Annotated in this window: 19 protein-coding genes and 1 pseudogene; 5 read left to right on the top strand and 15 right to left on the bottom strand. The window is 71.7% G+C overall.

Going from position 1 to position 21,228, the window contains the following annotated elements; translation table 11 throughout:
- Positions 1-29 precede the first annotated feature (29 nt).
- Positions 30-476 (top strand): anthrone oxygenase family protein, encoded by a 447-nt coding sequence (locus tag ACGFZQ_RS44450; RefSeq protein ID WP_393845258.1) that lies wholly within the window; start codon positions 30-32, stop codon positions 474-476.
- 3 nt (positions 477-479) lie between these two features.
- On the opposite strand, the pseudogene ACGFZQ_RS44445 reads toward ACGFZQ_RS44450, so the two are convergent.
- The 8 genes and pseudogenes from ACGFZQ_RS44445 to ACGFZQ_RS44410 all read right to left on the bottom strand — a co-directional run.
- Positions 480-813: pseudogene (locus ACGFZQ_RS44445) on the bottom strand (DUF4326 domain-containing protein); the annotation flags it as partial.
- 21 nt (positions 814-834) lie between these two features.
- Entirely contained in the window at positions 835-1,617 is a 783-nt protein-coding gene (locus ACGFZQ_RS44440; RefSeq protein ID WP_393845257.1) for an SGNH/GDSL hydrolase family protein, read from the bottom strand.
- Between the two features lie 60 nt (positions 1,618-1,677).
- Entirely contained in the window at positions 1,678-2,691 is a 1,014-nt protein-coding gene (locus tag ACGFZQ_RS44435; RefSeq protein WP_351698252.1) for a hemolysin family protein, read from the bottom strand.
- Positions 2,688-4,028: a hemolysin family protein gene (locus tag ACGFZQ_RS44430; protein ID WP_393845256.1), complete on the bottom strand. Its 1,341-nt coding sequence runs from the start codon at positions 4,026-4,028 to the stop codon at positions 2,688-2,690. The genes ACGFZQ_RS44435 and ACGFZQ_RS44430 overlap by 4 nt, the downstream gene beginning before the upstream one ends.
- 257 nt (positions 4,029-4,285) lie before the next feature.
- Positions 4,286-4,705 (bottom strand): GNAT family N-acetyltransferase, encoded by a 420-nt coding sequence (locus ACGFZQ_RS44425; RefSeq protein WP_393845255.1) that lies wholly within the window; start codon positions 4,703-4,705, stop codon positions 4,286-4,288.
- A gap of 79 nt (positions 4,706-4,784) precedes the next feature.
- Complete coding sequence (locus tag ACGFZQ_RS44420; protein ID WP_393845254.1) at positions 4,785-5,639, bottom strand: TIGR03621 family F420-dependent LLM class oxidoreductase; 855 nt, start codon at positions 5,637-5,639, stop codon at positions 4,785-4,787.
- Positions 5,640-5,681: 42 nt separating this feature from the next.
- Positions 5,682-8,249, bottom strand: a complete 2,568-nt coding sequence (locus tag ACGFZQ_RS44415; protein ID WP_393845253.1) for an ABC transporter permease — start codon at positions 8,247-8,249, stop codon at positions 5,682-5,684.
- A 4-nt stretch (positions 8,250-8,253) separates the two neighbouring features.
- Positions 8,254-9,096 (bottom strand): ABC transporter ATP-binding protein, encoded by an 843-nt coding sequence (locus tag ACGFZQ_RS44410; protein WP_393845252.1) that lies wholly within the window; start codon positions 9,094-9,096, stop codon positions 8,254-8,256.
- A gap of 140 nt (positions 9,097-9,236) precedes the next feature.
- On the opposite strand from ACGFZQ_RS44410, the gene ACGFZQ_RS44405 reads away from it, so the two are divergent.
- Together ACGFZQ_RS44405 and ACGFZQ_RS44400 are read left to right on the top strand one after the other, a co-directional pair.
- The gene (locus ACGFZQ_RS44405; RefSeq protein ID WP_351733821.1) at positions 9,237-9,488 is read left to right on the top strand and encodes a toxin-antitoxin system HicB family antitoxin; all 252 of its coding nucleotides are present in this window, start codon (positions 9,237-9,239) and stop codon (positions 9,486-9,488) included.
- 4 nt (positions 9,489-9,492) lie between these two features.
- On the top strand, positions 9,493-9,867 hold the full coding sequence (locus ACGFZQ_RS44400; RefSeq protein ID WP_351698266.1) for a fic family toxin-antitoxin system, toxin component: 375 nt from the start codon (positions 9,493-9,495) through the stop codon (positions 9,865-9,867).
- Positions 9,868-9,894: 27 nt separating this feature from the next.
- On the opposite strand, the gene ACGFZQ_RS44395 is transcribed toward ACGFZQ_RS44400, so the two are convergent.
- A complete protein-coding gene (locus tag ACGFZQ_RS44395) occupies positions 9,895-10,578 on the bottom strand; it encodes a class I SAM-dependent methyltransferase (protein WP_393845251.1) in 684 nt (227 codons plus the stop codon).
- 104 nt (positions 10,579-10,682) lie between these two features.
- Complete coding sequence (locus ACGFZQ_RS44390) at positions 10,683-11,369, bottom strand: esterase/lipase family protein (protein WP_393845250.1); 687 nt, start codon at positions 11,367-11,369, stop codon at positions 10,683-10,685.
- A 116-nt stretch (positions 11,370-11,485) separates the two neighbouring features.
- On the opposite strand from ACGFZQ_RS44390, the gene ACGFZQ_RS44385 reads away from it, so the two are divergent.
- Complete coding sequence (locus tag ACGFZQ_RS44385) at positions 11,486-13,666, top strand: LuxR C-terminal-related transcriptional regulator (RefSeq protein WP_393845249.1); 2,181 nt, start codon at positions 11,486-11,488, stop codon at positions 13,664-13,666.
- Positions 13,667-13,739: 73 nt separating this feature from the next.
- Here the strand turns inward: ACGFZQ_RS44385 and bioD are convergent, their stop codons facing one another.
- The 3 genes from bioD to bioB are packed head-to-tail and all read right to left on the bottom strand — an operon-like array spanning position 13,740 to position 16,922.
- On the bottom strand, positions 13,740-14,456 hold the full coding sequence (gene bioD / locus ACGFZQ_RS44380; RefSeq protein WP_393845248.1) for a dethiobiotin synthase: 717 nt from the start codon (positions 14,454-14,456) through the stop codon (positions 13,740-13,742).
- 2 nt (positions 14,457-14,458) lie between these two features.
- Positions 14,459-15,739 carry an adenosylmethionine--8-amino-7-oxononanoate transaminase gene (locus ACGFZQ_RS44375; RefSeq protein ID WP_393845247.1) on the bottom strand — a complete coding sequence of 427 codons (1,281 nt, stop codon included), beginning with the start codon at positions 15,737-15,739 and terminating at the stop codon, positions 14,459-14,461.
- Entirely contained in the window at positions 15,732-16,922 is a 1,191-nt protein-coding gene (gene bioB / locus ACGFZQ_RS44370) for a biotin synthase BioB (RefSeq protein ID WP_393845246.1), read from the bottom strand. The genes ACGFZQ_RS44375 and bioB overlap by 8 nt, the downstream gene beginning before the upstream one ends.
- Positions 16,923-17,539: 617 nt before the next feature.
- On the opposite strand from bioB, the gene ACGFZQ_RS44365 reads away from it, so the two are divergent.
- Positions 17,540-18,001, top strand: coding sequence for a hypothetical protein (locus ACGFZQ_RS44365; RefSeq protein WP_393845245.1), 462 nt, complete (start codon positions 17,540-17,542; stop codon positions 17,999-18,001).
- A gap of 209 nt (positions 18,002-18,210) precedes the next feature.
- Here ACGFZQ_RS44365 and ACGFZQ_RS44360 read toward each other — a convergent pair whose 3' ends face one another.
- Both ACGFZQ_RS44360 and ACGFZQ_RS44355 read right to left on the bottom strand, forming a co-directional pair.
- Complete coding sequence (locus ACGFZQ_RS44360; protein ID WP_393845244.1) at positions 18,211-19,047, bottom strand: alpha/beta fold hydrolase; 837 nt, start codon at positions 19,045-19,047, stop codon at positions 18,211-18,213.
- A gap of 134 nt (positions 19,048-19,181) precedes the next feature.
- Positions 19,182-20,987, bottom strand: coding sequence for a transposase (locus tag ACGFZQ_RS44355; RefSeq protein WP_393845243.1), 1,806 nt, complete (start codon positions 20,985-20,987; stop codon positions 19,182-19,184).
- Between the last annotated feature and the right edge of the window lie 241 nt (positions 20,988-21,228).

Genomic DNA, 21,228 nt, shown 5'->3' with positions numbered 1-21,228 from the left:
TAGCGGCGCTAGATAGCGGGAGGGTCATCATGCTCAACGCACTCGAGGTCTTCACCACCGTGGTCGTCGGCCTGATGGTGGGGGTGGAGTTCTCGGTCGCCTTCGTCATCAACCGGATCCTCAACGCCCTCCCCGAGGACAGTGGCCAACTCGGCCGCGCCCACGGGGGCCGGATGCTCGGCGCCCTGATGCCGTTCTGGTACATCGGCTCGCTCGTCCTCGTCGCGGTCTGGGCCGTCGCCGGATGGCACCACCCCGGCGCCGGCCTCGTCGTCACCGCCGGCGCGTTGCTGGTCCTCAGCGTGATCATGTCGCTCCTGCTGCTCGTCCCGATCAACAACCGGGGCAAGACGTGGACCCCCGAGAACCGGCCCGAGGACTGGAAGGAGCAGATGAGCCGCTGGGACCGCTACCACTACGTCCGCGTCGCCGTCATCATCGCCGCCTTCGCTCTGCTGGCCGCCGCCCTCGTCTGAGACCTCGGCCAGGTCCGCCAGGACGTCCGCGTGGCACAGTTCGGGCGCGCACCAGCACGCCAGGGTCTTCCCTCGCAGCCCGGCCACCAGCTCCAGCAGTTCGGGGCGCTCCAGCAGATACGCACGCCCGGTACATCGCCATCACCTCGGCGCGGGTGCCGTCCCGCTTCTTCCTCGGGGTGTCGTAGGCGAAGGGGTTGCGGAGCGGGTGCCGGGGCAGGTCCCAGCCGCCCATGGTCCAGCGGCGGCCGACGTAGACGACGTCCTCGGGAGCGTGTTCCAGCCGGGGGCCGAACTCGTGGATCCGGCCCCTGACATTGATCACCCGCGTGGACACGGGACCCACGCTATGCCTCCGCTACGCCTCGTACGGCAGCAGCTCCGGCCGCTTCGGGGCGCGGCCGTCGCCCGAGGAGCGGCCGGTCAGGCGGCGGCCTATCCACGGCAGCAGGTACTGCCTGGTGAAGCGGGCGTCCTCGACCCGGCGCGCGACCCAGCCCGGCGGCGGTGTGGCCGGCATCGGCGTGTGCCACTCGCTGTCCTCGGCCTCGTAGCCGAGGGTCTGCCAGACCGCCTCGGCGACCCGGCGGTGCCCCTCGGCCGTCAGGTGCAGCCGGTCCACGTCCCACATCCGGGGGTCGGCCAGCGAGGGGGCGCCGTACAGGTCGACCACCAGGGCGCCGTGCCGCCCGGCGAGGTCCTCGACGCAGGCGAACAGCTCCTCCATGCGCGGCCGGAACCGTTCGAGGACCGGACCTTGGCGGCCGGGGCTGCGCATCAGCACCAGCTGCTCACAGGCCGGCGCCAGCCGCTCCACCGCCTCGGTCAGCAGGTCCCGGACCCGGACCATGTCGCACTTGGGGCGCAGGGTGTCGTTGAGGCCGCCGACCAGCGTGATCACGTCGGGCCGCATCGCGACCGCCACGTCCACCTGCTCCTCGACGATCTGCCCGATCAGCTTCCCGCGCACCGCCAGGTTCGCGTACTGGAAGCCGGGCGTGCGGGCGGCCATCCGTCCGGCGAGGACGTCGGCCCAGCCCCGGTAGGAGCCGTCGGCCTTCAGGTCGGACATGCCCTCGGTGAACGAGTCGCCGATCGCGACCAGACTGGAGTGTGCGGGAAGCACAGGGTTCTTCTGCATGGCGACGGAAATGGTATCCCGGGGCTCATACCCGTCGGTCGGTCACTCCCCGGTACGGATCTACGCGTGCTGCCCGAACAGCTCCCGCAGCACGTCCTCCATCGTCACCAGCCCTGCCAGCAGTCCGTCGTCGCCGAGCACGCCCGCCAGATGGGTGCGGCTGCCGCGCATCGCGGTCAGCACGTCGTCCAGCGGGGTGTTCTCCCGCACCCGCGCGATGGGCCGCATGTCCCGCAGCCGGAACGCCTCGTCCCGGGGCGAGGCGTCCAGCGCGTCCTTGACATGCAGATAGCCGACGATCCGCCGCCCCTCGTCGACCACCGGGAACCGGGAGAACCCCGACTCCGCCGACAGCCGCTCCAGCTCCTCCGGGGTGACGCCCACGCGCGCGTAGACGACGCGTTCCAGCGGTACCACCACGTCCCGCACCGGCCGGCGGCCCAGCTCCAGGGCGTCGTGCAGCCGTTCCTGGGCCCGGTCGTCGATCAGGCCTGCCTCACTGGCGTCCTTCACGATCTCGGCGAGTTCGGTGTCCGTGAAGGTCGCCGCGACCTCGTCCCTGGTCTCCACCCGCAACAGTTTGAGCAGCCCGTTCGCGAAGGCGTTCACCGTGAAGATCACCGGACGCAGCGCCCGGGAGAGCGTCACCAGGGGCGGTCCGAGCAGCAGCGCGCTGCGCACGGGTTCGGCGAGCGCCACGTTCTTCGGCACCATCTCGCCGAGCAGCATGTGCAGATAGGTCGCCAGGGCCAGCGCGATCACGAAGGACACGGCATGGCCGGCGCCCTTGGGCACGCCGACCGCGTGGAACACCGGCTCCAGCAGATGGGCGATGGCCGGCTCGGCGACCACACCCAGTACCAGCGTGCACAGGGTGATGCCGAGCTGGGCGGCGGCCAGGAGCGCGGACACGTGCTCCAGACCCCACAGCACGCTCTTGGCGCGCCGGTCGCCCGCCTCGGCGTGCGGCTCGATCTGGGAGCGGCGCACGGAGATCAGCGCGAACTCGGCGCCCACGAAGAAGGCGTTGACGACCAGCGTCGCGAAACCGATCAGCAGCTGTACGACGGTCACCGGCGCCCCTCCCGCTTCTGCTCCTGCTCGTCGGCGAGCGGCGCGTGCAGCAGCACCCGGGCCGCCCGCCGTCCCGACGCGTCCACCACGTCGAGCCGCCACCCGGCGACCTCGACGCCGTCCCCGGTCCGGGGTATCCGCCCCAATTCGGCCGCGACCAGCCCGGCCAGCGTCTCGTACGGCCCCTCGGGCGCCCTCAGGCCGACGCGCGCGAGCTGGTCCATACGGGCCGCGCCGTCCGCCGAGTAGAGCACGCGGCCCTGCTCGTCGGCGCCGGCCGGGGCGAGGTCGGGCGTCTCGTGCGGGTCGTGCTCGTCGCGGACCTCGCCGACGACCTCCTCGACGATGTCCTCCAGAGTGGCGACCCCGGCCGTACCGCCGTACTCGTCGATGACGACGGCCATGGTGCGCCGGCCGCCGAGGCGGTCCAGGAGGCGGTCGACGGTGAGGGACTCGGGGACCAGCAGCGGCTCGCGCATCACCTGGGCCACCCGGACGCGTGCCCGCTCGGCCACGGGCAGGGCCACGATGTCCTTGATGTGGGCGGTGCCGACGACCGAGTCCAGGCTGTCGCGGTAGACCGGGAAGCGGGACAGCCCGGTCGCCCGGGTCGCGTTCGCCACGTCCTCGCAGGTCGCCCGTACCTCCAGGGCGACGACCTGGACGCGTGGGGTCATCACGTTCTCCGCGGTGAGGTCGGCGAGGTTCAGGGTGCGCACGAACAGCTCGGCGGTGTCCGGCTCCAGCGCACCCGCCTTGGCGGAGTACCGGGCCAGCGCGGCCAGCTCCTGGGGCCCGCGCGCGGAGGCCAGCTCCTCGGCGGGCTCCACACCGAACCGTCGTACCAACCGGTTCGCGGTGTTGTTCAGGTGCGTGATGAACGGCCGGAAGGCCGCGCTGAACCAGCGCTGGGCGTTGCCCACCCGCCTGGCCACGGCCAGCGGCGAGGAGATCGCCCAGTTCTTGGGCACCAGCTCGCCGACGACCATCAGGAACACCGTGGACAGCGCGGTGCCGATCACCAGCGCGAGCGAGCTCGCCGCCGACCGCGCGATGCCCACCGTCTCCAGCGGACCGGCCAGCAGCTTGGCGATCGACGGCTCGGCGAGCATGCCGACCACCAGATTGGTGACCGTGATGCCGAGCTGCGCCCCCGAGAGCTGGAACGTCAGCTGCCGTACGGCCTTGAGGGCGCCCGCCGCCCCGCGCTCGCCGCGCGCCGCGGCCCGCTCCAGTTCACCGCGACCCACCGTGGTCAGCGAGAACTCGGCCGCGACGAAGGCACCGCAGGCGAGCGAGAGCAGGATCGCCACCAGCAGGAGGAGCACTTCGGTCATCGGGTCACCTCCGTCCCATGATCGGACAGGGCGGCCGGGACCGCGCGGTATTGCCGGGACAGAGGACTGGGAGGCTCGCCCATGGGCGGACGCTCACACACCTTTCATCGGGAACGAAACGGCCCCTCAATGGTAAAGGACCGGCAAAGTGTGTCGCGCGGCGGACTACGCCAGTGCCTTCATCCGCCGCCGCCACTGCTCCTGCGGGCGGCTGCTCACCACCACCCCGGAGCGCTGCCCGTGCCTACAGCCCGTGCCTACAGCCGCTTGACCCAGCGCCGCCAGTGGTCCTCACGCTGGTAGCCGGCCGCGGCCCAGGCGTGGTGTGCCTGTTCGTTGGCTTCCAGGACCATGGCGTCGACGCGTCGTCCGCCCAGCGTGGCGAAGCGCTGTTCCGCGGCTTCCAGCAGGGCGGTGGCGATGCCCTGCCGGCGGTGGTCGGGGTGTACGGCGAGTCGGTAGGCGGAGCAGCGCCATCCGTCGAAGCCGGCTATGACGGTTCCGGTGAGGAGGCCGTCGCGCTCGGCGAGGAGCAGGGCTTCGGGGTCCCGGGTGAGGAGCCGGGTCACTCCGTCGTGGTCGTCGCTGATGCTCGTTCCCTCCGCGGCGTCGCGCCAGAAGCGCAGCACGGTGTCGATGTCCGAGAGGGTGGCGTGGCGGATGTGAAGTTCGCTCATGGGGTGAGCCAAACAGCAGGTTTGTCGGTCTGGCGAACGGATTTCCATGATCCGCGAGCCCGCCGGCGGAGGTCCGCGGTCACCCTGACAGCTCCGCCAGCACCGGCGCGAAGGCCTCCATGTACGGCTCCAGGACGGTCAGATAGGAGAACCCGTACCGCTCGCGCAGCCCCCGCACCCGCCCGACGACCTCCCCTACGGTGCCGACGAGGACCGTGGGCAGGGCGAGGGCCTGGGCCGGGGTCAGCTCGGGCCGGCGCTCCAGGAGCGGGCCGAGTGCGGACTGCGGGTCGTCGGTGACCGCCACGATCTGGATGAGCAGGTTCCGTTCAGCGGGTTCCGCGCGGGCCGCCGCCAACTCCCCGTAGCGGGCGACCCGTTCGTCGAGTTCCTCCGCGGGGACCGGCTCCAGGCGGCCCTCCGTGTTTCCCGGTGCAAGACGGGCCCCGGCGAAGGCCGCGATGTCCGCGTGTTCGGCGGTCAGCCGCAGCATCCGGTCGCCGTTGCCGCCGATCAGCAGGGGCACCCGGCACTCGTCCGACTTGAGCAACTCCTCGACCGTGCGCCGCAGATGGTCCACCCGCTCGCGCGGTGAGCCGAACGGCAGTCCGGCGCGCTCGTGCTCCGTCTGCACATAGCCGGTGCCGAGGCCGAGTTCGAGGCGGCCGCCGGTCAGTGCGGCGGTCGTCGCCACCTCGCGGGCCAGCAGCACCGGGTTCCAGAAACCCGCGTTGAGCACGAAGGTGCCGAGGCGGGGCCGTTCGGTCGCCCCGGCCGCCGCGACCAGCGCCGGGAAGGGCGCCGGCATCCCCAGATGGTCGGGGACGAGGAGGACGTCGTACCCGAGTTCCTCGGCGCGCCGGCACTTCGCGCGCCACTCGGCGGCCGATGCGGGCGTGAGCAGGTTGACCCCGAAGCGGAACGGACGCGACATGAACTCTCCTCAGCGGTCCGGGACGTGAGCGCCACGATTCCATCACTCGTGCGCGATGGCCGCCAGCACATTCATGCGCGATGCACGCAACGCCGGCAGCAGCGCCGCCACGATGCCCACGACCGCCGAGCCGATCACCACCGCGACGATCGTGCCCCACGGGATCGCCAGCACCTTCATGCCCTGGAGGGCCAGCACCTGCTGGGTGCACACGCCCCACACCAGGCCGAGCGCGAGCCCGAGTACCGCGCCGAACACCGCGATCACCACCGACTCCAGCCGGATCATCCGGCGCAGCTGCCGCCGGCCCAGCCCGATCGCGCGCAGCAGCCCGATCTCCCGGGTGCGCTCCACGACCGACAGGGCGAGCGTGTTGACCACGCCGAGCACGGCGATCACGATCGCAAGGCCGAGCAGCGCGTAGACGAGGTAGAGCAGCACGGCGATCTGGTCGTGGACCAGCTTCTTGTAGTCGGCCTGGTCGCGGACCTGCACCTGCGGGAACGGTGCGAGGGTCTTCTCCAGGTTCGCGCGGAGCCGGTCCACACTCGTGCCCGGGGCGTGGTTCACGTACAACGACGAGTCCTGGCCGCCGGGGACGTACTTCTCCACGGTGGCGATGCCGAAGAACAGCCCGCCCTGGGTGCCGAAGCCGCTGCCGCTGTCCTGGTCGGTGAGGGCGCCCACCTTCATCTCGGCGCTCTTCCCGCCCTGGAACTCGACCGGGACCACGCTGCCGAGGCGCACCTTGTGGTCCGCGGCGAAGGTGGCGTCCATCCCGATACCGCCGTCGGCCAGCGCGGCCGCGGTGTCGCCGCCCTTGTAGGCGACATGGGCGACCTCGTCGACCTGCTGGTCGTACCCGGCGGCGGTCGTGGTGACCCGCTTGCCGTCCGGCAGCCGTACCGCCACCGGCGCGAACCGCTGCCGTACGACGAGACCGACGCCCTCGGTGCCGCGCACCTTGTCGGTGACCTCCTGGGTGAACGGGAGGAAGTTGCCGTTCTGGACGATGAAGTCGGCGCCCAGCGTCTTGTCGATCTGCTGGTCGAAGGACCTGGACATGGAGGCGCTGGCCACCGACATCCCGCCGACCAGGGCGAGCCCCACCATGAGCGCGGCGGCGGTGGCGCCGGTGCGGCGCGGGTTGCGCAGGGCGTTGCGCTGGCTCATCCGGCCCACCGAGCCGAAGAGCGCGGGGAAGGCCGCGCCGAGGACCCGGATCACCGGGCGTACCAGCAGCGGACCGGCGATGACCGTCGCGAGCAGCGTCAGCACCACCCCGAGGCCCAGCAGCGAGGCGGCCGAGGCGGTCTTCGTGGCCGCCGCACAGCCCGCGAGGGCCGCCGCACCGAGCGCCCCGACGACCGCACCCACGATCGCCCGCGTCTTCAGCGGCTTGCCCACCCCGGCGATCTCGGCGTCCGCGAGCGCCGCCATCGGCGACACCGTGGCCGCGCGCCGGGCCGGCAGATAGGCGGCGACGAACGTGACGCCGACCCCCACGACGTAGGCGGCGACCGGGGTGCCCCAGCCGATGACCATCTCGGTGGTCTTGAGGTTCATCCCGAACGCGCTCATCAGCTTGATCAGCCCGAGCGCCAGCCCGATACCGGCGCCCAGACCCAGCGTCGAACCGACCAGCCCGAGCAGCACCGCCTCGGTGAGCACGGACCGCCGTACCTGACGCCGGTCGGCGCCCAGCGCGCGCAACAGGCCCAGCTCCCGGGTGCGCTGGGCGATCAGCATGGAGAAGGTGTTCACGATCAGGAAGACGCCCACGAGCGTGGCGATGCCGGCGAACCCGAGCATCACGTACTTGATGACGTCGAGGAAGCCGCCCAGGTCCGCGGCGGAGGACTTCGCCTGCTCGTCGGCGGTCTTCAGGTCGTACGTCCCGGTCCCGATCGCCTCGCCGACCCGGCGCTTCAGCTCGGCGTCCGGGACACCCTGCGCCGCGTCCACCGAGATGCTGGTGGCCCGGTCGGCGGAGCCCAGCAGTTCCTTCGCGGCGACCGACGGGTCGAGGAAGACCAGGGCCGCACCGGGGTTGGTGGTGGTGAAGGTGGCGATGCCGACGATCTCCACCTCGAAGGTGCCGGGCTGGGCCTGCACCGTCAGGGTGTCGCCGATCGCCACGTGCTTCTTGTCGGCGGTGTCCGCGTCGAGCAGCGCCTGGCCCGCGCCCTGCGGGGCGTGCCCCGAGGTGAGCTTCACGGGGCTGCGGTGGGTGAGGTACCAGTCGGTGGCGATGGTCGGGGCGCCGGTGGTCGGGCCGACCGACTTGTTGTGGCTGTCGACCACCACGATGTTCTGCACGGAGACGTCCGCGTGGGTGTCCGCGACCCCGTCGACCTTGGCGACCTGTTCCTTCAGCGCGGCCGGTACGGTCTGGACGGCGCCGGTCGGCACCGACGACTTGAGGTCCTCCTTCGGCTCCACGGTCACATCGGCGGAGGTGGAGGCGAAGAGCCGGTCGAAGGTGCGGGTGACGGTGTCGGAGAAGATCAGGCTGCCCGCGACGAACGCCACGGACAGGACGATGGCCAGCGCGGACAGCAGCAGCCGTCCCTTGTGGGCCAGAAAGCTCCGCAGGGTTGCCTTGAGCACCGGGTCAGTCCTCCTCGGGCGCCGCGGACCCGCGTCCCGCGTCGGATCCGGGGGGCTCGGGCCGCGCGTCGGAACCGCTCGTGTCACGGCCCCCGGGGAACAGGCGCATGCGTTCCAGTACGGCGTTCGCCGTCGGCCCTTCCATCCGGTCCACCATCCGGCCGTCCGCGAGGAAGAGCACCAGGTCGGAGTGGGCGGCGGCGCCCGGGTCGTGGGTCACCATGACGACCGTCTGCCCGAGCTGGTCGACCGCGTCCCGCAGAAAGCCCAGCACCTCCAGGCCGGCCCGCGAGTCCAGGTTGCCGGTCGGCTCGTCGGCGAAGATCAGCTCCGGCCGGGAGGCAAGCGCCCGCGCGCAGGCCACCCGCTGCTGCTGCCCGCCGGACAGCTGCGCGGGCCGGTGCCTGAGCCGGTCCCGCAGCCCCAGCGTGTCGATGACCTGGTCCAGCCACTTCCCGTCGGGCTTCCTGCCCGCGATGTCCATGGGCAGAGTGATGTTCTCGGCCGCGTTGAGCGTCGGGATCAGGTTGAACGACTGGAACATGAACCCGATCCGGTCCCGGCGCAGCCGCGTCAGCTCGCGATCCCGCAGCCCCGTTATCTCCGTGCCGCCGAGCCAGACCTGACCGGCCGACACGGTGTCCAGCCCCGCCAGACAGTGCATCAACGTGGACTTGCCGGAGCCCGACGGGCCCATGACCGCGGTAAAGCGGCCGCGTGCGATGTCCACGTCCACCGAGTCCAGTGCGAGCACGGCCGTCTCACCCGCGCCGTACGCCTTGGTGACCCCGCGGGCGCGGGCCGCGACCCCGTCGGCGGCGGGCGCCTCCGCAGCTGCTGTGGACAAGACTGCCTCCCCGATCACCCGACGGTCACCCGACCTCTTTGTCCGGGTCGAGCGTAGTGTGACCCGCCCCACAGGCGGTATCACTTTTCGGTTCCGATGCGCGCTTGCCGCTGCTAGCGCAATCGCGCTAGCGTCTAGGTATGGCGAAGACCCAGCTGAACGTGCGCGTGGACGAGGGCACCGCCAGGGTGGCCCGTGAGCGCGCCCTCGCGCGCGGCATGAGCGTCAACCGCTACATAGAGGAACTGGTCATGCAGGACACAGGTGAAGCGGGCCGGACGTTCGTCGAGGCCGCCGCCGACTTCATGAAGCAGTACGAGTCCGTCTTCGCGGAGGAGTTCGGCGAAGCGCAGGGTCCCGACACGTCCGACAAGACCGAAGGCCGTCACTGATCCCTTGAGCGACCTGACCATCGACCTCGCCTGGCTCCTCATGCTCGCCGAGCAGAAGACCCCTGGAGACCCCCAGGTCACCGACTGGGGTGCGCTGATCGCGGCCGTCGCCAGGCACCAGGCCGAGATATTCGACGTGCCCGTCTACGACACCCCGCAGGCCCGCGCCGCCGCCCTGCTCCAACTCCTCATCCATGTCCCGGCCCTTGAGCGTTCGAACGCCCTCTTCGCGTCCTCGGTCGCCTACGCCTATCTGGTCGCCAGCGGCCTCAAGGTCGCCACCTCGCCCGAACAGGTCCGCGATCTGGCCCGGTTGGTGAAGACCGGCGAGGCGAGCGTGTCCGACATCGCGGAGGAGCTGCGCCGCTGGAGCCTGTGAGCGGGATCCCGGTCAGCAGGATTCCGCTCAGGACTCCAAGGGCTTGCGTGCGACGCCCAGCACACAGTAGGAGGACGGCAGCCGCGGACCTTTCTCCGGCATGAACACCCGCCGGTACGGCCCGAGTTCGAACCCGGCCGCACGCAACTCGGCGACCGGCTCCCGGGACAGATGGCAGCCGCCGCTCAGCAGCGGCCACACCGTCCGGTCCAGCGCCCGCTGGGTGAACAGCATCGCCGGTCCGCCGCCCCGCCCGTGCTCGAAGAACCGCAGCTCACCGCCCGGCCGCAGCACCCGCAGTACTTCAGCCAGCGCCCGCCGCGCATCGCGCACACTGCACAGCACCAGCGAGAGCACCGCCGCGTCGTAGGCCTCGCTCTTCACCGGCAGCGCTTCCGCCGCGCCCGGCACCACGTCCACCGGGACCTCGGCGCGGACCGCGGCCTCCGCCGCCAACTGCCGCAGGGAACGCTCCGGTTCGATCGCGACGACCTCCGCCACCGAACCGGGGTACCGCGCGAAATTGAGCCCGTTGCCCGCGCCGATCTCGATCACCCGGCCGGACAGCCCGGAGAGCAGCCGTTCCCGGGTCGCCGCCATACCGAGCCTGGTCTCGGCGGCCACACTGCAGCGGGCGTAGAAACGGGCGAACAGCGGGTGGTGGACGGGATCCCGTGCCGGTGTCCCGGCACGGGCGGACATCAGCCGCATGGCGACCTCCAGACGGAAGCAGGTCTACGGTGATTGTCCCCCGTACGGGCCCGCCCCACCCCCTCGCCACGCGATCGGGCGGAGAACCGCCGCCCGGACCGGCCCTAGGCGATGAAGTCCCGCACCTGCTGGTAGACGCCGGAGTCGTCGTTCATGTCGGTGTGCGAGATGCAGCCGACGCCGACGTTGGTCGCCCCGCTCAGCAGCGCCGAGGAGTCCGGGTCGATCGCCGCGTCGCAGTTCGACCAGTACGCGGCGTACGAGACGCTGCCGGGCGTCTCGTCACCGGAGTTCAGGGCGGTCAGGAAGGAGCTGCCGGTCGTCATTTCCTTGCAGGACGTGTACAGCCACCCGCACAGCGAGGCGACGCTCGTCCCGTGGTTCACGCCGGCGACCGACACGAAGTCGTCCACGTACGAGGTCCCGCCGAGGTTCTTCAGGTAGTAGCGGCTGTTGAGCGCGCCCATGGAGTGGACGACCAGGTCCACCTTCGAGGCGCCGGTCTGTGAGAGCACGGTCTGGATGTAGCTCGACAGCTGCGAAGCCGTGGTGACGTTCGACTTCGTCCAGTCGTACGACCACGCGAACAGCTCCGACGAGGTGTACCCGTCGGCCTTGAAGTCCGCGATCCAGGTGTCCCAGCTGCTGGAGTCGCTGCTGAGGCCGTGCACGAAGACGACCGGGTTGTGGGTCGCCGCCTGCGCGGGAGTCGTGGCCAGGGGGAGTGACAGAAGGAGCGATCCGGCTATCGCCGTCAGAGCGGTTGCGATGCGACGCGTGGCGCGTTGCATGATGCCTCCTGAAACGGGTGGGGTTGTTCAGGAGTGTCGGGACGGGTCTACGCGCGCCGCATCGGTGAAGTCGCCAGTCTTTACGAGTCAACTAACTCGCCAGTAACGTCTTTCGTGTGGTGATACCGGTGAATCCCCCACCTCTTGACCGCACTTCGCCACCGCAGACGTCCGACGCGGGGCCATGCCCGGCTTCGGCGCTCCCCGAGGGTGTACGCGCCCGGGTGCGACGCGTCGTATACGAAGATCAGCGCGCCGTGGCCGAACTCGTGCCGCGCCTCACCGAACGGCAGACGGCGGGACTCGACCCGCTGCCGGCCGAACCGGCCGAACTCGCCCCGCGGCTGCTCCATGCCCTGCGCCGGGAGATCCGCGCCCTGCCCGACGACACCCGCCGGCTGCTGCTCCTCGCCGCGGCCGACCAGTACCCGGTCGCCACCCACGCCTTCCTGCGCGCGGTCACGGCCGGCCGGCTCGACACCCGCCCGCTGGAGGCCGCCGAGACCGCCGGGGTCGCCCACGCCAGTGCCGGCGGGGTGTTCTTCCGGGACGCCTGGACCCGGATCGCCGCGTACGGGACGGCCTCAGCGGCCGACCGGCGCGAGGCCCACCAGCTGCTCGCCCGGGTGCTGGGCGGCAAGGGCGAGGCGACCCGCCGCTCCTGGCACCGGGGCGCCGCCGCGCTCGGCCCCAGCGCCCGGCTCGCGGCGGAACTGCGGACCGCCGCCGACCGGGCCCGTACCGAGGGCAGACCCGCGCTCGCCCGCGCCCTCGCCGAACGCGCCGCCGACCTCTGCCCGGACCCGGTGGCGGAGGCCCGGCTGCTCGCCCTGGCCGCCGCCGACGCCTGGCGCTCCGGAGAGCCCGACCGGGCGAGACGGCTCGCCGCCCGTACGGCCGACTCCGCCCTCGACGGCGTCCTCGCCCTCCGAGCCGGCAACGCCTCGGAGGCCTTCGACGCCCTGCTCACCGCCGCCGTCCGGCAGGAACGTTCCGTCGACTCCGCCGGACTCCTCGCCCTCGCCACCGAGGCCGCCGTCTACACCGGCGACCTGAGACGCTGCCGCGAGGCCCATGACCTCGCCCGGTGGCTGGGCCTCTCCCCGCCCGGCATCCTCGCCGGACTCACCGCCGCCGTCGAGGGCCGCTACGACGACGCCCGGATCCTCCTCAAGGGCACCGCCGGCCGCTGCGGACCCGGCGGCGACCCCGGTCTGCTGATCCACTCCGGCATGGCCGCGCTGATGCTCGGCGACCACACCCGCGCCGCCACCGCCACCCTCCGGGCCACCGCCTCGGCCCGCGCCCACGGCATCCCGGCGACGGCCGCACAGGCCATGGAGTTCCGCGCCTACGCCGACTTCTGGACCGGCCGCACCCGGACCGCCGAGGCCGCCGTCCAGGAGGCCCTGGACCAGGCCCACGCCACCGGGCAGGACAACGGGGCCTGCCATCTCCAGGCCGCACTCGCCATGTTCGCCGCCGTCCGGGGCGACGAGGAGGCCTGCCGCGAGCGCACCGCCGCCGTCCGCTCCCACGCCCTGGCGCACGGGCTCGGCCTGCCCGCCGCCCTCGCCCAGTGGGCGCTCGCCTTCCTCGACCTGACCAACGGCCGCTTCCCCGCTGCCGCCGCCCGGCTGCGCGCCCTCGCCGGGTTCGGCCCCGGACACGGCCACCGGGCCATCCGGCACCTGGCCACCCCGCACTACGTCGAAGCCGCCGTCCGCACCGGAGACACCCGGGTCGCGCGCGCCGCGCATGCCGACTACCACCGTTGGGCCACCGCCGTCCGCAGCACCGACGATCTCGCGCTCAGCGCCCGCTGCCGGGCCCTGCTCGCCCCCGGCGCCGAGGCCGTCCAGCACTACCGGGCCGCCCTCGACCTGCACGCCCGGGGCACCCGGGACTTCGAACGCGCCCGTACCGAGCTGCTGTTCGCCGGAGCCCTGCGCCGGCTGCGGCAGCGCCCCGAGGCCCGGGACCGGCTGCACAGCGCGCTGGCGGCCTTCGAGTCCTTCGGGGCCCCGCACTGCGCCGCCCAGGCCCGTGCCGAACTCCGGGCCCTGGGCACGGCGTTGACACCTGCCACCACCGGTGCGCCCGACCCGGCCGCCGTCCTCACCGCCCAGCAGCTCATGGTCGCCCGGATGGCCGCCGAGGGCGCCACCAACCGCGAGATAGCCGACCGCCTCAACCTCAGTCCACGCACCATCGACCACCATCTGCGGGGGGTCTTCAGCCGGTTGGGGATCCGATCCCGGATCGAACTGGTACGGCTGCTCGGCGAGTCGCCCTAGGACCGTCGGTCGGGTGCGGCGCCATCGTGGCTGGTCGCGCAGCCGCACCCGACCGACGTGGCCTGCCCCGGCACTAAGGAGCTTCCCGCTCCCGGAACGCCTCCGCGTCCCAGCTCCCGTCCAGCCGCGCGGACAGCCAACCCGGCGCCGCCGCACGGAAGTCGGCGGGCGTCAGCGCTCCGGCCCCGGCGGGCAGCGCACCGAGCAGCGGCGCCCCGGCCACCTCCGGAAGATCGGCGACGTTGCAACGCGACGCCAGATCCGGGGACTCGGGCCAGCTGCCGATCACCACACCCAGCAACTCCAGTTCACGAGCCCGCAGTTCACGGGCCGTCAGCTCGGTGGTGTTGAGGGTGCCGAGCCCGGCTGACGCCACCACCAGCACCGGCGCGTTCAGCAGCCGGGCCGCGTCCGCCAGCGTGCCGCCCGCCGCGTCGAACCGCACGAGCAATCCGCCCGCCCCCTCGACCAGCACCAGTTCGTGCTCGGCGGCCAGCTTGGCGGCGGCCTCCGCCACCTCCTGCGGACGCACGGGGGCCATTCCGGCCCGCCGGGCCGCCGTGCCGGGCGCCAACGGCTCCGGGAAGCGGGCGAGTTCGGCCGTCGTCACCGGGCCCGCGAGCCGGGCGACCTCGTCGGCGTCCCCGCGCTCGTCCGGTCGTACCCCGGTCTGCGCGGCCTTCAGGACCGCCACCGAGCGGCCCGCCGCGAGCGCCGCGGCGGCGACGGCGGCCGTGGTGACCGTCTTGCCGACCTCGGTACCCGTCCCCGTGATCATCAGGATCGGCATGTTCATCCTTCCCGCGCGGCGGCGCACACCGCGCGCGTGATCCGTGCCACGTCCGCGTCGCCTGTGACGTACGGCGGCATCGTGTAGACCAGATCGCGGAACGGCCGCAGCCACACGCCCTCCCGCACGGCGGCGGCCGTGGCGGCCTTCATGTCCACGTCGTGGTCGAGCTGGACGACCCCGATGGCGCCGAGGACGCGGACGTCCCGTACGCCGGGGATCTCCCGGGCCGGCGCCAGGCCGTCCCGCAGGCCCGTCTCGATCCGCTTGACCTCCGCCTGCCAGTCCTGGCCCAGCAGCAGTCCGAGCGAGGCGCAGGCCACGGAGGCGGCCAGCGGATTGCCCATGAACGTCGGGCCGTGGGCCAGCACCGGCACCTCGCCCCGCGAGATGCCCTCGGCCACCCGGGGCGTGCACAGGGTCGCCGCCATCGTCAGATAGCCGCCGGTCAGCGCCTTGCCCACGCACATCACGTCCGGGGTGACGGCCGCGTGGTCCGCCGCGAACAGTGCGCCGGTGCGGCCGAAGCCGGTCGCGATCTCGTCGAACACCAGCAGCACGTCGTGCGTGTCGCAGGCCTCGCGCAGCACCCGCAGATAGTCGGGGGAGTGGAACCGCATCCCGCCGGCGCCCTGCACCACCGGCTCGACGATCACCGCGGCCAGTTCGTGCGCGTGGCGCTCGATCAGCGACCGCAGGCCGTCGGCGTACGACTCGTCGTACTCGGCCGGCGGCGCGTCGGCGAAGACCTGGCGGGGCAGCACGCCGGACCACAGCTCGTGCATCCCGCCCTCGGGGTCGCACACCGACATCGGCTGCCAGGTGTCACCGTGGTAGCCGCCCCGCCAGGTCAGCAGACGCTGTTTCGCGGGGCGGCCGAGGGAACGCCAGTACTGCAGGCACATCTTGACCGCGACCTCGACCGACACCGAGCCGGAGTCGGCGAGGAAGACATGCTCGAGCCCGTCCGGCGACATGTCGACAAGGAGCTTCGCCAGGCGTACCGCGGGCTCGTGGGTGAGCCCGCCGAACATCACATGGCTCATCCGGCCGAGCTGGTCGCGCGCGGCTTCGTTGAGTACCGGGTGGTTGTAGCCGTGGATCGCCGACCACCAGGACGACATGCCGTCGACCAGCTCGCCCGAGCCGTCCGCGAGCCGCAGCCGGACCCCGCTCGCCGATTCCACGACGAGCGGTTCGGCCCGGCCGGGCATCGGTCCGTACGGATGCCAGACGTGCCGCCGGTCCAGCTCCAGCAGCTCCGGGACGCTCAGGTCAGGCATTGGGCGCGAGGTCCGTTCCGGCGCCCCGGCGGCGGACGGCGACCAGATCGGTGCGCGGCTCGTTGGCCTGGGCGGCGGCGTCCTCGTGGGAGCCGCAGACGCCCGACCCGCACCCGGCCTCGGCATGCGACCCGCATCCGGCCTCCGCGTGCGACCCGCAGCCCCCGGCCGCGACCTCCGAGCGGTGCCGCGGCAGCGTCACCTCGTCGGCGCCCTCCACCACGAACCCGGCGTCCGCGATCATCTCCAGGTCGGACTGGCCGGCCTGGCCCTCGGTGGTGAGGTAGTCGCCGAGGAAGATCGAGTTGGCCAGGTGCAGCGCGAGCGGCTGCATGGTGCGCAGATGGACCTCGCGGCCGCCCGCGATACGGACCTCGACGTCCGGGCAGACGAACCGCACCATGGCCAGGATCCGCAGACAGCGCTGCGGGGTGAGGTTCCACTCCTTGGCCAGCGGGGTGCCCTCGACCGGGATCAGGAAGTTGACCGGCACCGAGTCCGGGTCCAGCTCGCGCAGTGAGAAGACCACGTCGACCAGGTCCTCGTCGTTCTCGCCCATGCCGGCGATCAGACCGGAGCAGGCCGACAGACCGGCGGCGTGCGCCTTGTTGACGGTGTCCACCCGATCGGCGTAGGTGTGCGTGGTCGTGATGTCCCCGTACGTCCCCTCGGACGTGTTGAGGTTGTGGTTGTAGGCGTCCGCGCCCGCCTCGCGCAGCCGCTCGGCCTGGCCGTCGGAGAGCAGACCGAGGCAGGCGCACACCTCGACGCCCTCGTTCTGCTCCTTGATCGCCTTGATGGTGCCGGCGACCCGGTCGACGTCCCGGTCGGTCGGGCCGCGTCCGCTCGCCACCAGGCAGACCCGCTTGGCGCCCCCGGCCAGACCGGCGGCGGCCGCCTTGGAGGCCTCGTCGGGTTTCAGCCAGCTGTACTTGAGGATCCCGGTCGAGGACCCCAGGCGCTGCGAGCAGTAGGAGCAGTCCTCCGGACACAGGCCCGACTTGAGGTTGACCAGGTAGTTGAGTTTCACGCGCCGGCCGAACCACTTCCGGCGCACCTTGCCGGCCGCGGCCACCACATCGAGCACGTCGTCGTCGGAGGTCGCCAGCACGGCGAGCGCTTCCTCGCGGGTCGGCAGCTCGCGCCGAAGCCCCTTGTCCACCAGCGTGTTCAGCAGGTCCATGAGAGCCGATCCTGTACTACGAGGCTGCTCCGGGCCAAGGAGAGTTTGCACAACCCTGTCAGTTCGACGTGTGGGGTATGTAACATGACCACCCCAGTACGCAGGGTCCACAGAGAGCACGGAAGACCAGGTCAGAGGCCCACAGTCCGCATCCCGCCACCGATTCGGTGAGAGTCATGAGTGAGACGCAAGGGCCAGTGGATCAGTATGGAGGGTTCCTACAACACCCCGAAGAGGCTGGTCCCTCAAGCGCCGTGCGTGACTTGGTGCGGGCTGTTCTGGAAGCTCTCGGCATCCCCCGCCCTGCGACCGGGGATGTGTCTAAAACAGAGAATCCCCAGGTCAGGATCGGCCTATCTCAGACCCTCAAAACGAGGATCCCGATTCTCCAAACGTCGAGATCAGGCAGTGCGCCGCCCCTTCGAACGTCACTGACTCAGTTCGTAAGCTCAGGCCGGGAGCGGCCCTGCGCTCGCGAGCCGAGTCTCCCCGCCCCTCCCGCAGCGCAATGCAGGAGGCACCTCGCCACGCCGCCTGGGTTCGCTCCTGTGACCGTTTCAGCGCGCCACATCTGCCATGCACTTGCTATTCAAGTAGCAAGAAGGGAAGGTGGAGGAGTGAACATCCGCCACATCCCTGGCGCGCAGCAGGACCGGCGCGTGCTCCTGCTGCTCGTGAGCGACGATCGGCAGCTGCTGCTGTGCGGTGCGTGCTGCGGCGACCGGACCGTCCCGTCCGTCCACCTCGGAACGGACGACGAGCCCGCCCGCCAGGCCCGCACCCATCTCGCGCAAGCGTTCGGCGTCGGCAGCCCGCGACTCGCCGCCGTGCGTGGAGTCCACACCTCCGGCAGGGACCAGGCGTGGGAATACGAGCGGGTGACACAGACCCACGTCCTGATCTCCCGCATCAGCAACGCGGAAGCGCGCACGGCATGCGAAAGGGGTAGCCGGCATACCCGATGGACCTTGGACGACTTGCACCGACACCGCAGACGGGTAACCCCTCAGGGGATCATCGCTCTTCTTGCCGGTTACCTCGAAGGCTGGCTGCCCGACGGCTCCCACACGCTCTACTGACCCGCAACTGGACACTCGCCGCCCATGGCCCTCGGCACTGGTGGCTCGCCTGGTCACTATCGCCAGTCCCACCGGGGCTCCTCCTGGACAGTCGACACGGCTAACCTCAGCGGTCCCCGATCACGCGCGAGCGCCGTCGGGATCCCCGTACCCAGCGATCCCGACGGCAGCCTCGATCCGCAGGCCCGTCGGGCGGGCCTGCGGCGAGGTCACTTCCCCAGGAAGGCGAGGAGCGCGGTGTTGACCTCATCCGCGTGTGTCCACAGCAGGCCGTGCGGGGCGCCCTCGATCTCCACGTAGTCGGCGGACGGCAGCGCCTTGTGGAAGGGCCGCGCCGTCCCCTCGACGGGCAGGATCCGGTCGCCCGTGCCGTGCAGGATCAGGGCCGGCACGTCGATGGCCGGGATGTCGGTCCGGAAGTCGGTGTACCAGGTCGACGGCGCCGCCGCGGCGGCGAAGAAGCCGCCACCCGCGGCGACGTTCCAACTGTTGCGCACGGCCTCCTCGCTGATCCTGGTGCCGAGGTTCTCGTCCAGGTTGTAGAAGTCCTTGTAGAAGTCCGTGTAGTACGCGTAGCGGTCCGCGTTCACGGCCGCGACGATGCCGTCGAAGAACTCCTTCGGGGCGACCCCGTCCGGGTTGTCGTCGCTCTTGAGCAGGCAGGGCTCCAGCGAGGCCAGGAAGGCGACCTTGGAAACCCGGGCGGAGCCGTAGGTGGACACGTAGCGGGCGACCTCTCCGGTGCCCATCGAGAAGCCGACCAGTACGGCGTCCTGCACGTCGAGGGTCTCCAGCACGGTGTTCAGGTCGGCCGCGAAGGTGTCGTAGTCGTACCCGGACGTCGGCTGGCTGGACTGTCCGAACCCGCGGCGGTCGTAGGTGATCACTCGGTAGCCCGCGTCCAGCAGCACGGCGCTCTGCCTCTCCCAGGAGTGGCCGTCGAGCGGGAAGCCGTGGATGAGGACGACCGGCTGCCCGGTGCCGTGGTCCTCGTAGTAGAGGTCGATGGTGGTGGAGTTTTCCTGACCCACAGTGATGTACGGCAAGGTCTCGTTCCTTCGTCCGGAGTGGCGCGCGCGCAGGACCACACTCCATCTCGATGAGGGAGGGTGCTGCACGGACGGCATCGGCTCATCGGCTGCCGACGTCCGGGCATTCGTGGCATGCGCGGCACGGGATGTCAGCACAGTAGGGCGAACGTTCCTCCCCCTGTTGCCCGCGAGCGCACCGCTCGTTGCCTGGAAGCGCCAGGACGGAAACGTGTCCCGGCACGCTGCGGCGCAAGGCTCTTCGAAGGCGTCCCTCGCCGGCACGTCCCGCGGGCGCGGACGGACCACTGGTGATGCACCGACAGACAAGACGCCTCCGTCAGCCGGGCCTGATGTGCTTCCACGCCTGCGGTCCATCGCCGGCTCACGCCGTGAGCGCCGGTCCGACCCGGCGCTCGCTCCCGGTCGCCCTGCCAGCCGCACTCCGGGTTCGGGCAGAGGGCCCATTTCCAGCCCGGTGCGGTGGGCCGGTCGGGGGCCTTGCGGTGGCGCAGCGGGACGAGGCAGCGCGGGCAGTGCCGGGATGTGCCCCGGGCCGGGACGGTGACGACGGCGATGCCCGTTTCGGCGGCCAGGTGTCGCATCCGTTCCACGATCTGTCCGCGCACGGTTTGGGAGAGGCGGGTGTTGTGGGTGCGGCCCATGCCGCGGGCCTCCAGCGAGCGGAGGTCCTCGACGTAGATGACGCTCGCGCCGGCGGCGAGGGCCTGGTCGACCGCCCAGCGGGCGGCGGAGGCGGCCAGGGCGTCGTTGAGGTTCGAGCGGCGGGCCGAGATGTGCCGGGCTTCCTCGGTCAGCACGGCGTGTTTTCCGGCCAGGGAATGGCTGTCGCTGTCCCCGATGAGGCGCTGGTAGTGGCCGGTCCTGGCGTGCAGGTGCTCGCTCTCGCGGCGCAGCCGGTGCTGCTTGGCCAGCACACCGGCCGCCCGGAACATCCCGCCCGTCCCGAGTGCGGTGATGCGCCCGTCGTCGTGCAGACGCACGGCGCCCGCGCTGAGCAGGGTGTTCAGCCCCCAGTCCACGCCGAGGGCGATGGTGTGCCCGGCGCGCCGGTCCTTCGGCACGGCGTGGGTGTACGCGAGATCGGCCCGCACCCGGCCGGAGTGCAGGCGCAGGGTGGGCAGGTGCAGCACCGCGCCGGGCGGGACCGTCGGCGGCAGTGTGACGGGACAGGCCACCCACGCCCAGTCCCGGTAGGAGCGCGGGTCGGGACGGCAGGGCAGCTGCAGCCGCAGCAGCGCCCGGCCCGGATCATCCCCGCGCACGATCGTCGCCTGCTGCCCGTCGCACGCCGACAGCAGCAGCATCCGCGCTATGCGGGGTGCGGCCTCCAGCTCGAACACGTCGACAGGCAACCGGCCGTGCTTCTCGGTGAAGGCGGCGATCTGACGGGTGCGGGAGGTGATGACGCTGGACGGCAGATCCCGGCCGCCGGGCACGGCCTCACGGACCGCGTCCCACTCGCCCGGGGTGCGCCTGCCCGGTTCGGCGGGCCACGTCGCGAGGACCCCGGCGGTCAGGTCGGCCCGCCACTTCGCCGACCGCAGCGTGCGCCCGGCCTGTTCCTGGGCCATGCGCACGATCCGGTCGTTGACGCGCACACCCGCCGCCGGAGCGGCACTCCAGCCCAGGCGGCGCAGCGCCATCCACGCATTCGACGGCAACGCCCGGCCCCCGGCATCCACCCCGGAGGCCAGCAGGGACACATCGGCGGCGTCCCAGTGCGCGGCCAGCAGCCCGGCGGCCATGCCGGAGACCAGATCGGCGGCCCAGCCCACCCGCCGGGCCAGCACCGCCGCGGTGAGGACATCCCCGGTCTTCTCCTCCACCCCGGTACGCAGTAGGCCAGGGGCACAAGCGGTGCGGGCCGTCTCGCCCTCGCCGAGCGGCAGCTTCCGGCTCACCAGTTCCCCCTTTCCCATGCGTGGTGCTGTCATCCGATCAACGACACCTTTGCGAAAAGGTCACGCATTCGATCCACGCACCCATATACGAGGCTGACGCCGGGACCGGACACACGGCACGACGTCAACGGACCACACATCACTACGGATCCCAAAGCAAACAGAGGAGCCTGTAATGCCGGCCAGCCCCAGGGTGGCCCCCTGGGGCTGGCTCAAGATGCAGGTGAGAGGCATCTCGTCTGGCGGACGGTGCTCTTTCCCGGGCGAGGAGGCA

It is taken from the genome of Streptomyces sp. NPDC048254 (assembly GCF_043201895.1).
Classification (GTDB): domain Bacteria; phylum Actinomycetota; class Actinomycetes; order Streptomycetales; family Streptomycetaceae; genus Streptomyces.
The sequence above is the reverse complement of the archived record's forward strand: the minus strand, read 5'-3'. Positions and strand labels throughout refer to the sequence as shown.